Raw genomic sequence first — 12,784 nt, 5'->3', positions numbered from 1 at the left:
ATGAAAATTGCAATATTTTACGCTAATAAAGATAAATTATGGCCTATTTAATGGCAAATTACAATTGTAAACACCAGTAAATAACAAGAGCGTAGCGTGCATTATTTATCACTTTGTTTATACAGGCTTGCTATTTTTCCAAATGTCACACCATTCTTGCCCGTCAAAAACGTCCTATTTATTCGACTATCAAACCGGCCCTTTTTATTTCAAAACCAGCTCAACTACGGGCTGGAGCAACCCTTTGGATTGAGGCCCTTGCCCCTGCCGTATCTTTGCGGCGGCAATACTTGCCAACACCTCACTTCGCTACTCCACCTCCAGGCACATGGGCCGCATTCTCGCCATCGATTACGGAAACAAGCGCGTTGGCCTGGCCGTGACCGACCCCTTGTGCATGATTGCCTCGCCCCTGGAAACCATTCACAGCCAGGATTTGGTGAAGTACGTGCTGGCCTACCACCAGCGCGAGCCATTGCGGGCCGTGGTGGTGGGCATGCCGCGCACGCTGCTCAACGAGCCCACCGACGTGACCAGCGCCGTGGTGGGCCTGCTGCGCCGCCTGCGCCGCGAGTTGCCCGAAGTGCCCGTGCACGAGCTCGACGAGCGGTTTACCTCCCGCATGGCGCACGCCACCATGCTGGCCGGGGGCCTCGGCCAGAAGGCCCGCCGCGACAAAGCCACCGTAGACCGCATCAGTGCCACCATCATTCTCCAATCGTTTCTGGAATCGCCATTGATGAGGGAGGTTTAGTTGTTTTGTTAAACATCCTGCTCATCTGGCGTCCGCGCAGCCGAAGCAGCTCGCGCATCGTTGGGCTGCTTTAATTGCTAACCCACGCGAGCTGCTTCGGCTACGCGGACGCCAGATGAGCAGAACGTTCTATTTTAAATTGACCACTACAATATGATTTACTCCATCGTCGCCATTGGCGACCCCGTGCTGAAGACCAAAGCCAAAAACCTGGCGGCCGACCTGGCCGCTGCCGACCTGCATCAACTCATTGCCGACATGTACGAGACCATGTACTACGCTCACGGCGTGGGCCTGGCCGCGCCCCAGATTGGTAAGGGCGTGCGCCTGTTTGTGATGGATTCGGGGCCGATGGTGGAGCTGGACGAAGAGGACCTGGCCGAGCTAGAAGAAGGCGAAACACCCGAGCCGCCCATCAAGCGGGCGTTTATCAACCCGGTGATGGTGAGCGAAACCGGCGAGATGTGGGGCTTTGAGGAAGGCTGCCTGAGCATCCCCGGCGTGCGCGAGCTGGTGAACCGCCACGCCGACATCGTGCTGCGCTACGAAGACGAAAACCGCCAGGTGCACGAAGAAGCCTTTTCCGGCATGGCCGCCCGCATCATTCAGCACGAATACGACCACCTGGAAGGCGTGCTGTTTACCGACAAGCTGTCGGCGTTTAAGAAGCAGCTGCTGAAAGGCAAGCTCGCCCGCATCAGCAAGGGCGACGTGAAGCACGACTACCGCATGAAGTTTGCCGGCGACGGCAAGCGGCGCTAAGCCGCCAGCTTCGGGCCTATATTCTTATGCTGTCTTTTGCGCTGCCATTAATACAGCGCTAGGCCATGCCTTGCCAATGCTTTAGGAAGAAGCCCACTTGTGGTAAGTTTAGTCGAGGCACAGCAGTTGCCCCAAGCCGTTCATTGTACCCGTACGTTTCGCCCATACCAGACGAAGCTGCGCCCCGGCATGAGGGCAGGAAAGATTAAGACCCAAAGCTAGTCGTTGGCGGAATGCGCTGGAACAGGGTTGCAGCCGGGCCTGCCCGGTAGTAGCTGCCTTGTTTAGCCAAACGAAAGCCCGTTTACTACGAATAAAAGAGAAGGCACATTCCTACAGGTAATAAAGGATTGGCTGGATACGCTGCCCGACAAGACGCTGATTTTACTATGATAAGCCCGTCAGATAGGCAATGAAGAGGTTTTATACTGCCTCAGCCGCACTATTATTTTTTCCACTTAGCAGCTAATTCTGGTTAAGAGCATGGCGCCGTGCTCCCGCAGGCTATGCATTTTGGGGATTTTGGCACTACTTTGCCATTGATAATTTCTAACCAAAGTTTAGTGCGGCATGAAGAATTTACTACTATTGAGCTTATTCATTTTGCTCAATGCGCTCCAGGTTGCCTGGGCGCAGAATCGACAGATTACCGGGCGGGTCACGGACAGGCAATCGGGCGAAGGGCTGCCCGGCGTGACGGTGCTGGTGAAGGGCACCACCGTGGGCACTTCCACTGGGGCCGATGGCAACTTTACCCTAAGCGCACCGCCAACCGCCGCCACCCTGACGTTCAGCTCCATTGGGTATGCCACCATCGAGCAGCCCATTGGAGCCGGCAACACTTACAACGTTACGCTGGCCACCGACACCAAGCAGCTGAACGAGGTGGTGGTGACGGCCCTGGGCATTGAGAAGGACACGCGCTCGCTGGGCTATTCCACGCAGCAAATCAAAGCGGAGCAGATTTCGCAGAAATCGGAGCCCAACGTGCTGAACTCGCTGCAGGGCAAAGTGTCCGGCGTTAACATCAGCTCAGCCAGCGGCCTGCCAGGCTCGTCGACCAACATCAACATCCGGGGCATTACTTCGTTGCAGGGCAGCAACCAGCCCCTGTTTGTGGTCGACGGTATTCCGATCAGCAACGACCTGGAGCGCGGCTTCGGTGGCGGTGGCCAGGGCAGCCTGGGCGCTGCGCAGGTTTCAAACCGCGCGTTGGACATCGACCCCGAGTCGATTGCCAGCATCAACATCCTGAAAGGGCCAGCCGCGGCGGCTCTCTACGGTTCGCGGGCTTCTTCGGGCGCCATCATCATCACCACCAAAAATGGCGGAAGCGCCAACAAAAAGCTGGAAGTAACCGCTACCTCGAGTTTCAACGTGCAAAACGTGTACGGCACCGCCCGTTTACAAAACGAATACGGACAGGGCAACAACGGTGTGGTGACGACGACCGGCGGCCTAGGCGACATTTACACGGCCAACTCCAACTCGTTTGGGCCGCGCTTCGGCACCGCGCCTACGCTCGCCAACGGCCTGCTGCTGACCAACGGCAGCCTGCTCCCCTACCAGAACTACCCGAACAACATCCGGGACTTCTACCGCCAAGGCACCATCCTGACCAATGGAGCGAACATCGCGGGCGGCAACGCCGATCAGAACGTGTCGCTGAACGTGAGCAACACCACCCAGAAGGGCATTGTGCAGAATTCGGAGCTTAACCGCACCAACGTGCTGCTGGGGGGCAACGTCAAATTGGTGAACAAGCTGAAAGCCGGTGGTTCGGTGAGCTTCATCCAGACCAATCAAAGCGGGGTAGGCCAAGGCAACTTCAACTCGCCCTTCTCGGCCCTCTCCTTTGCGGTGCCCCGCAGCCTCAACCTACAGGGCAACCCGTATGTGGACCCGTTGACGGGAGCCAATGTGTTCTTCCCCGGTGTTGAAAGCCCTTATTTTGGCGTTAACCAAAACACCACCAAGTCGGCGGTAACCCGTTTCATTAACGTGGCCAACCTGAGCTACGACGTGACTCCCTGGCTAAACGTGCTGTACCGGGCGGGCCTAGACACCTATACCGACCGCCGCAAGACGGTATACGTTGCCGGTTCGGGCCGCAACCCATTGGGCTTGATTCAGGACCAGGCGTTGTACCGCAGCGAGTTTAACAGCGACATCATCGTGACGGCCAAAAAAGATAACCTCTTTTCCGAAGGCCTTAACGCCAGCTTGCTCGTGGGCCAGAACGTCAACCAGCGCCGTACCCAGTCCATCACCTCGCAGTCGGAAAACCTGGCCGTACCGGGCTTTTTCAATTCGCAAGTCGGCAGCGTGTTTCAGAATGGCACGGGTGAAAACACCAGCTTGCGGCGCATCCTGGGCGTCTACAGTCAGCTGACGCTCGGCTACAATAACTACCTGTTCCTGGAATTGACGGGCCGCGTAGACCAGTCCTCGACCCTGCCGAAAGCCAATAACACCTTCTTCTACCCTTCGGCCACCGCCAGCTTCGTGTTCACCGACGCCCTGAAGATTTCGAACAACATCTTCTCTTATGGCAAGCTGCGGGCGAACATCTCCAAAGTAGGTAAAGACGCCGACCCGTATTCGTTGGCCACTGTTTACCGCTCGGGTAGCGTGGGCAACAACGTGTCAAGCATCAATTTTCCTTTCTCGAACGCGAACGGCAACTTCCCCGGTTTCGTCATCAACAACACCATTGGCGGCGGCGATATCCTCAAGCCGGAATCCACGAAGTCGTACGAAGTGGGTACCAACCTGGGCTTTTTCAACAACCGCCTGAGCTTTGAACTGACGGGCTTCTACACCCGCAGCGTGGACCAGATTATTCCCGTCAGCATCGCCAGCTCCTCCGGATTCGGCACCCTTTTCGCCAACGTGGGCCGCGTGGACAACACCGGTTTTGAGGGCATTATGCTCGTCAACCCCGTCAAGACGTCCGCATTCCGCTGGGATATCAGCGCGAACTTCACCCGCATCAAGAACGAGGTTATTAGCATCGCTCCGGGCATCACTACCTCGACCATTGCGGGCGGTGGCTTCATCGGTTCGCAGCCCAGCTTCCGAGAACACCAGCCTTATGGGGTAATCATCGGCAACGCCCTGCCACGGGTGCCAGCCAAAGACCCGGTTACGGGCAAGGATAACGACCCCTCGATTGTGGGCAAGTACATCATCAACCCCACCAGCGGCACCTTCGCCCCTGGGGTAGCCAACTCGATTATTGCCAATCCGAACCCGCTGTGGCAGGGCGGCATCACCAACACCTTCAACTACCGGGGTGTGGAGTTCTCCTTCTTGGTTGATGCCAAATACGGCGGCGAAGTGCTTTCCTTCACCAACGCTTCGCTGAAAGCCAGCGGCAACCTGTACGAGACGGGCATCAACCGCGACGCGCCCCGCATCATCCCGGGCGTTATCCGCAATGCCGATGGCACCTACCGCCCCAACAACATTGAGATTGATGCCCAGGCGTACTGGGGGGCTTCCGGTGGCCTGCAAAGCCAGCTGAACGTGTACGACGCCTCGATATACCGCCTGCGGGAAGTTTCGTTGGGCTACTCCTTGCCGAAAGACCTGCTCGAGCGCACGCCGTTCGGTCAGGTGCGCTTTTCGGTGTCGGGCCGCAACTTGCTCTACTACGCGCCGAACGCCAACTTCGACCCGGAGCTGAACACGCAAGGCGCCGGCAACATCCGCGGGCTTGACCTGCAAGGCTCGCCCAACACGCGCAACTACGGGGTGAACCTGCGTTTTACCCTCTAATCCAGCTATTTAATTTCTCATGAAAAATCAGAAAATAGTAGGTATCACGCTGGCAGCGGCGGTGGCCTTGTCCACCTTCAGCTGCAACCGGGACAAGTTCTTGGACGTGAACACCTCTCCTAACAGTCCGGCAGTAGTAACCATGCCGCTGCTGTTCACCAGCACAGTCGTTTACTCGGGCTTTGTGGCCACCAACGACCTGGGCCGGGCGGCGGCACTCTTCGTTCAGCATAAAGCCGGCACTGGCAACCAGATGGCAGACTACGACCGCTACAACATCCGCGGCTCGTTCGATAACCAATGGAACTTGGAGCTCTACGGCGGCACCCTGATTAATTCGCAAACGCTGATTGACCTGGCCGCTACCAAAAGCAGCCCGGCCTACGGTGGCATTGCTAAACTGCTGAAAGCGTATAATTTCTCCATCGCCACGGACCTGTATGGCGACGTGCCGTATTCACAGGCCCTAAAAGGCAGGGAGAATCAGCACCCGCGCTACGACAAGCAGGAAGACATTTACAAGGGCAACTCTGCGCTAGGCATTCAGAGCCTGATTGACCTGGTGAAGGAGGGGCTGGCGGATTTGGATAAGCCCAGCACCCTGAAGCCCGGTACCACCGACGACCCGGTGTACGGCAAAACGGCCAACAACATTGCGCAGTGGAAGAAAATGGGCAATATGCTGTTGCTAAAATTTGCCAACACCATCAGCAAGAAGGAGCCGGCCCTGGCCACTTCGCTGATCAATCAGGCTGCTGCGGGCGCCTTCACTTCGAACGCTGACGACTTCGAAGTGCCGTTTGGCTCGGCCAGCGGCAACCAGAATCCGCTGTATTCCTTTAACTACGTTAACCGCCCGCTCGACCAAATGCTCAGCCAGCGCCTGCTCGACAGCATGAGGGTGGTGAATGACCCACGCCTGCCAATTTATTTCACGCCGACGCCCACGCCGACCGCGACGGTGAACCCCACCGGCACCGTGACAACGTTGCCCGGACCTTTGGTAAACGGGGTGCCAACACCGACCTTTCTGACGTTCACCGGCTACCAGAACGGTGGTACGGCGAGCGGCCTGACCATTCCCGCAATAGGTAACCGGTCGCGCTACAACATTTACATCCGGGGCAACTCGGGGGAAGCCCCGGCCCGGTTGCTGACCAACTTTCAGCGACTTTTCATCCTGGCCGAATCGGCCTTGACGCTGCCTGGCGTTACCGTGGCGGGCACGGCCCAATCGCTATATCAGGACGCCATCCGGGCATCCATGACTAAAACAGGCATTACCGACGCGGCCGTTACGGCTTATTTCGCCGCCAATCCCAACGTGGCTACCTTACGGGGTACCACCGAACAGAAGCGCAATCAGATTATCACCCAAAAGTGGATTGCCTGGGTTGGCAACGGCATCGAAGCCTACAACGACTATCGCCGGACGGGCTATCCTAAACTGGCTCCCGTGCTAAACCCAGCAGGCGACGACGGCATCCTGCCCCAGCGCTTCGCGCTTCCGCTTTCGGAGCTTACCGCCAACGCCGGAGCCGAAGGCCAGGACGTCAACATTCGCACGAGCGTGCCGGTGTGGTGGGCCACCAAATAGGTCCATCCCCTTCCCTCACAGCAAAACCGCATTCCCCATGAAAAAACATTTCTTAATTGTGTGCTGCCTCGCGGGTCTGGCCCTGGCCTCCTCCTCGTGCAAGAAGGTGTACGATGACAAGAGCTTGGCCCCGCTCGACCAGGCTTACGCCCCCATCCCGGTGACGGTGACCAACGCCGATTTCTTTGAGCGTTTTTACATCGTGGTGGCCAAAGCACCCACGGCCACCGAACAGGGCAAGTTCACCATCAATTTCTCGATTCCAGCCGACAAGGGCAAAATCAAGGAAATTACCCGGGTGGCGGTTGGCGGCAGCGGCCTGGCCAATGTGCAGACCGGCGCTCCGGCACTGCTCTACAACTACAACGGGACAAGTGGTTCTACCCCCATTCCTGGCAACGGTAGCAATACCATCACATTTTCGTCGAGCCTGACGGACTACAAAACGTTTCAAACCCGTGTCGGCACCGGAGTCGCGCCGACTTCAGCCACGGTGTCGACCAACCCACAGTCACCCAATCAGATTGATTTTTATTTTCTGATTACGCTAGAAGACGGCACGACCATCATCCCTCCCCGCGTCCAGGTGCGCGTGGTTTAACGTTGTTTGCGTTTCAAAAGAAAGCCCTGGTCGCCTTGACCGGGGCTTTTTTGTGGGCCGCTTGCGGTAGGTCACAAGCTATATCGGCTCGAAGACCGGCTCTTTGCCACTCCGCTGAACAGGCTCTTTAGCGCTTCGTTATGGCTGTAGTGCCCGTACCTTTTACCCGTGAAAAAACCTGTTCTACTCCTCCTGCTTTGTCTGCCGCTGCTGTTCTGCTACCACCGGGCGCAGGCCTGGGGATTTTTCGGCCACCGGCTGCTCAACCGCCTGGCCGTGTACACGCTGCCGCCGGCCATGGTGGGCTTCTACAAAGCCAACATTGACTACCTGACCACCAACGCCACCCGGCCCGACTCGCGCCGCATGGTGGTGCCGACCGAAGCGCCCAAGCATTTCCTCGACGTGGACCGCTACGGGGATAGCGCTGCCTACAAAATGCCCCGCCGCTACGCCGATGCCGTAGCCCGCTACGGCGAAGACTCGCTGCTGCGCCACGGCATTGTGCCGTGGAACGTGGTGACGATGAAAAACCAGCTCACCGCCGCCTTTCAGGCCCGCGACACCGACCGCATCCTGCACCTCTCCGCCGACCTGGGCCACTACATTGCCGATGCCTGCGTGCCGCTGCACACCACCAAAAACTACAACGGCCAGCTCACCAACCAGCGCGGCATCCACGGCCTGTGGGAGTCGCGCCTGCCCGAACTGCTGAGCCCCGACTACGACCTGTTCAGCGGCAAAGCGCAGTACCTGGAAAAGCCCACCGACGCAATCTGGGCCGCCATCATCCGCTCGCACGCCGCCGTGGATTCGGTCTTTCGCTTTGAAAAAGAATTGACCGCTCAATTTCCCGAAGACCGCAAATACGGCTACGAGCAGCGCGGTACCCAAACCGTGCGCACGTATTCGCGTGAGTTCAGCAAAGCTTACCACACCCGGCTCAACGGCCAGGTAGAGCGCCAGATGCGCTACGCCGCGGCCCTCATCGGCAACTTCTGGTACACCTGCTGGGTCAATGCCGGCTCGCCGGATTTGGGCAAGCTGCCGCGCACCCCTTCCGAAAATGAGAAGCTACGCCTCGAGCGCGAGGCCAAGGCAGCGGCCGCCGCGCCGGTGGTGAGCGTGCCGGGGCACGACGAATAGGGAAGAACGAAAAAACCCCTCCTTACCAAGGAGGGGATGTTTCAGCGCCAGCTGAAACGGGGGTGGTTGTGGGCGTTGAACGATGGGCGAACGATTAAGGCGCGAGTCGTTCGGGCATCGTGCAACGATTCAACCACCCCAGATCAACTTGGCAGTTGAGCGTCCCCTCCTTGGCAAGGAGGGGAGTGATGTTCTTCCAGTTCAATTAATCCTCCAGCGGCTCGGTGCGGTGCAGCTGGTCCAGGTCGATAACGGCGATGCCGTCATCGTCCACTTCGTAGGCACGGATGAAGCGGCGGTGCCACTCGATTTCCTCGTGGGTGTAGGAGTTGCGGGCGTGCACGTCCTGGGCGAAAGTGTCGTCGTAGCCCTTCAGCTGGATGATAATCTCCACGTCCTGGGCTTGATAATCTTCCGGCCCATAGCCGTAAAGCGGGCTTTCCGGCGTGATGTCGTGCACGATGGTCCAGCTGAGCGGGAAGAAACTCACGGCGTCGCGCTCTAGCGGCAGAAACGCGTACTTCTGGTTGCTAGTGCCCGGCTCAATGGTTTTGACCAGCACGCGGGCCTGCAAGTCAATCAGGATGTTGGAGCGCTGGTTGGCGATGCGGAACTGCAGGCTGGGCGTGCCGTCGGGGCGGCGGCTGATGATGGCGGTGTTGCTAAAATGAATGCGCGCTGTGGGCCGCGAAAACCGCCCGTACAGCAGGCCCGTGGCCAGGGCAAAGGTGAGCACGCCCACCAGCGCCTCCAGGCTGGACACCAGCCCGGCGCCGTTGCTGCCCGGGTACACGTGGCCGTAGCCCACCGATGTGAAGGTTTGGATAGAGAAAAACAAGGCGCTGAGAAAATCCTGCCACGCGCCGCGGGGCGTCGTCACCCCGGGCAGGTTTTCCAGCCCCAGCAGCAGGTAGATGGCGGCAAAAACGGCGTTGAGCACGCCAAAAAACAGCACCACCACGCCGATAAACGGCCCCCAGTCCATCTGCACGAGCCACTGGTAGGCGTCGAAGCGGTGGGGGCCGCCACGCCGCCGCACGTTAAACGAACCGTCGTGGTTGATGGCCCGCTTGGTGCGGCGCGAGAATTTTTCGCCAATGCCGGGGTCGAGGGTTGCCATAGGGGTGCTGCTGAAAACTAAAAAAGAGCGGTTGAGCTGATTCCGGCCCAACTTGCAGGGCCCGGCTGCCGTTTGGCGTCGGCAGCACAGAGCCCGCGGCCGAAACTATAACAAGGATGGCCGAGTCCTGCTTTGTCTGTTTTAAACCACCCCTTCCAGCTCCGCAAATTGCCCGGCCTGCTCCCATGAAAGGTCTTTACTCCATCTTGCTCCTCAGCCTTTCCAACCTGTTCATGACATTTGCCTGGTACGGGCACTTGCACTTGTTCAAGAAAATGGCCTGGTTTGCCAAACTGGGACTGTTTGGCGTCATCATGATAAGCTGGGGCCTGGCGCTGTTCGAGTACATCTTTCAGGTGCCGGCTAACCGGCTGGGGTTTGTAGAAAATGGCGGACCGTTCAGCTTATTTCAGCTCAAGGTGATTCAGGAAGTTGTCACCCTCACGGTGTTTACGCTGTGCGCCGTGTTCATCTTCAAAACCGATAAATTGGGCTGGAACCACGTGGTGGGCTTTGCGCTGCTGGTGGCCGCTGTGTACGTCATCTTTAAGAAGTGGTAACGAGCAGCTACTGACCCCGACAGCCACGCTGGTCCAGGCCCTTTACCTGGCCCGCACCCAACAACCCGCCCCGCACCGGAAGCGTAGAGGAGACTGCTTTGTTTAAAAGCACAGTAACTTAGATTTATGCAAAAAATGATACCGCGCATTGTGGCGCTTTTGGGGTTGGCCTGCTTGCTGCCTTTTGGGGCCTCGGCCCAGCGGGTGGGCGTGGTGCTGAGCGGCGGCGGCGCTAAGGGACTGGCCCACGTAGGCGTGCTTAAAGTATTGGAGGAGAACGGAATCCCCATCGATTACATCATTGGCACCAGCATGGGCTCCATTGTGGGGGCGCTATATGCGGCGGGCTACTCCCCGCGCGAGATGGAGCAGCTAATGCTCACGCCGGAATTTCAGAACTGGGTGAGCGGCAAGCCCACCGAGGACAAGACCTTCAACTACCTCACGGCTGAGCCTTCGCCCTCGGCCCTACGGGTGGGCGTTGCGCTGGACTCCACGTTCAAGGCCCGCATCAGCACCAACCTGGTGAACGACCTCAACCTCAACTTTGCCCTGGCCCGCACGCTGGCCCCGGCCGCCGCGCAGGCCAACTACGATTTCGACAAGTTGTTTGTGCCCTTCCGCTGCCTGGCGGCGGAGGTGTTCACCCGCAAGCAGGTCATCCAGAAAAGTGGCTCGCTGGCCGATGCCGTGCGCAACTCCATGACCGTGCCGCTGGCCTTCCGCCCCATCCGCAACCCCGACGGGCGCTACCTCTTCGACGGCGGCATCTACAACAACTTCCCCACCGATGTGATGCGCAAAGAATTCGCGCCGGACGTCATCATCGGCGTGAACGTGGGCGACGTGGCGTACAAGAAGTACCCCTTCAAGAACGACGACGCGCTGCTCACCGGCACGCTGCTTTTCCTGGGCGCCAACGTGGCCGACACCCTGAGCGTGGGCAAAAACGGCGTATTCATCCAGCCCGACCTGGAAGGGTTCGGCGGCACCGATTTTGACCGGGTGCACGACCTGATTGCCAAAGGCGACACGTCCGCCCAGCGCCAGCTGGAGCAGCTCAAGAAGCGCATCACGCGGCGTGTGGACACGCTGGAGCTCCAGAAGCGCCGGCAGGCCTTCCAGGCCGGCGCGCCCGAGCCCAACTTTGTGCAGGTGCGGGTGCAGGGGCTAAGGCCCGACCAGAACACCTACGCGCAGCAGTTCTTCCGGCGCTCGGGCCGGAACTATACCATCGACGACCTGGAAGAAGGCTATTTCCGGCTGGCGTCGGATGACTTTTTCCGCAACATCTACCCGCGCATCAAGTACGACCCCGCCCAGAAGGGCTACGTGATGAGCGTGGACGCCCGCCAAAACAACAACGTGACCGCTGAAGCGGGCTTTGTGCTGAGCAACCGGCCCCTCGACAACCTGTACGTGGGCGTAGAGTACCGCTACCTGCGCCGCCTGCTGTACTCGGCCACGGCCAACGTGAGCCTGGGCCGCTTCTACAACGGCGCACAGGGCAGCTTCCGCATCAACGTGCCCGGCCGGCTGCCGTTCTACGTGGAGCCCACCGCCACCTACAACCGCTGGGATTACCAGAACACCAGCGGCTTGCTGGGCCGTGACGTGCTAAGCACCCAGGTGCGCCAGCAGGATACCAAAGTGGGCGCGCAAGTAGGCATCAGCCCCAACTACCGTAGCCGGGTTTTGCTCGATGTGGGCGCATTTTACCTGAGCGACGACTACGCCAACGTGTCTGAGATATCCAGCACGACCAAGCTCGACAAAACCAACTTTCGGGGCGGTACCGTGGCCATACAGTTTGCCCGCAACTCCCTCAACCGCAAGCAATACGCTACCAGCGGCAAGCGCGCCGTGTTCACGGTGCGTGGTGTGAGCGGCTCGGAGGACTACAAGCAGGGCGACACTTCCATCTTGCCCGGCTTCTCACAAAACCACCAGTGGGTGCAACTCCGCGGTACACTCGAGAAATACTTCCCTTTGAAGGGCGACAAGCACGCCTGGGGCTACTACGCCGAAGTGGTGGTGAGCGGCCAGGGCACCTTTGCCAATTACCGCTCCAGCATCACCACGGCGCCGGTATTTGCGCCCCTGCCCGACTCGCGCACCTCGTTTATGGACAACTACCGCTCACCGCGCTACGCGGCCGTGGGCTTGCGCTACACCATGCCCTTCCTAGGCAAGCTCGAGTGGCGCAACGAAGTGTTTACCCACGTAAACTACCAGCCGCTGCGGCAGGGCGATGACCAGCGCGCCGTGCGGCTCAACAGCTTTGAGCGCCCCCGCCTCACGGCCAGCACGGGCCTCGTCTTCCAAACGCCGGTGGGGCCGCTGGCCCTGCACGCGCTGTTTTACGACGACCCCGCCCGCCGCTTCAGCGTGTACGGGCACCTGGGCTACCTGCTCTTTCGCAGCCGCGCCCTGGAATAAGCCTGGGTGCTTCGGCGGCCCGCCG

The 12,784-nt window shown here is 59.1% G+C and carries 9 protein-coding genes; 8 read left to right on the top strand and 1 reads right to left on the bottom strand.

The features are described 5' to 3' along the window. Window positions 1-328 precede the first annotated feature (328 nt). The 6 genes from ruvX (at window position 329) to AUC43_RS07295 (ending at window position 8,640) form a co-directional block, all read left to right on the top strand. Window positions 329-754 carry a Holliday junction resolvase RuvX gene (gene ruvX, locus AUC43_RS07320; RefSeq protein WP_068191489.1) on the top strand — a complete coding sequence of 142 codons (426 nt, stop codon included), beginning with the start codon at window positions 329-331 and terminating at the stop codon, window positions 752-754. Between the two features lie 153 nt (window positions 755-907). After that, window positions 908-1,516 (top strand): peptide deformylase, encoded by a 609-nt coding sequence (gene def, locus AUC43_RS07315; RefSeq protein WP_068191487.1) that lies wholly within the window; start codon window positions 908-910, stop codon window positions 1,514-1,516. Window positions 1,517-2,086: 570 nt separating this feature from the next. Then, a complete protein-coding gene (locus AUC43_RS07310; RefSeq protein WP_068191485.1) occupies window positions 2,087-5,296 on the top strand; it encodes a SusC/RagA family TonB-linked outer membrane protein in 3,210 nt (1,069 codons plus the stop codon). A gap of 19 nt (window positions 5,297-5,315) precedes the next feature. Beyond that, window positions 5,316-6,893: a SusD/RagB family nutrient-binding outer membrane lipoprotein gene (locus AUC43_RS07305; RefSeq protein WP_068191483.1), complete on the top strand. Its 1,578-nt coding sequence runs from the start codon at window positions 5,316-5,318 to the stop codon at window positions 6,891-6,893. Window positions 6,894-6,930: 37 nt separating this feature from the next. Then, complete coding sequence (locus AUC43_RS07300) at window positions 6,931-7,494, top strand: hypothetical protein (protein ID WP_068191481.1); 564 nt, start codon at window positions 6,931-6,933, stop codon at window positions 7,492-7,494. A gap of 168 nt (window positions 7,495-7,662) precedes the next feature. Continuing rightward, a complete protein-coding gene (locus AUC43_RS07295; protein WP_068191478.1) occupies window positions 7,663-8,640 on the top strand; it encodes a zinc dependent phospholipase C family protein in 978 nt (325 codons plus the stop codon). Window positions 8,641-8,845: 205 nt separating this feature from the next. Here the strand turns inward: AUC43_RS07295 and AUC43_RS07290 are convergent, their stop codons facing one another. Beyond that, window positions 8,846-9,760 (bottom strand): ion channel, encoded by a 915-nt coding sequence (locus AUC43_RS07290; RefSeq protein ID WP_068191476.1) that lies wholly within the window; start codon window positions 9,758-9,760, stop codon window positions 8,846-8,848. Between the two features lie 185 nt (window positions 9,761-9,945). Between AUC43_RS07290 and AUC43_RS07285 the strand changes: the two genes are divergently transcribed. Both AUC43_RS07285 and AUC43_RS07280 read left to right on the top strand, forming a co-directional pair. Further along, a complete protein-coding gene (locus AUC43_RS07285) occupies window positions 9,946-10,320 on the top strand; it encodes a DMT family protein (RefSeq protein ID WP_068191474.1) in 375 nt (124 codons plus the stop codon). Window positions 10,321-10,446: 126 nt separating this feature from the next. Next, window positions 10,447-12,759, top strand: coding sequence for a patatin-like phospholipase family protein (locus AUC43_RS07280; RefSeq protein WP_068191472.1), 2,313 nt, complete (start codon window positions 10,447-10,449; stop codon window positions 12,757-12,759). Window positions 12,760-12,784: the final 25 nt, after the last annotated feature.

This window comes from Hymenobacter sedentarius, assembly GCF_001507645.1.
In the GTDB taxonomy this organism is placed as follows: domain Bacteria; phylum Bacteroidota; class Bacteroidia; order Cytophagales; family Hymenobacteraceae; genus Hymenobacter; species Hymenobacter sedentarius.
Note: the sequence above shows the minus strand (reverse complement) of the source record. Positions and strands in the feature narration are given on the sequence as shown.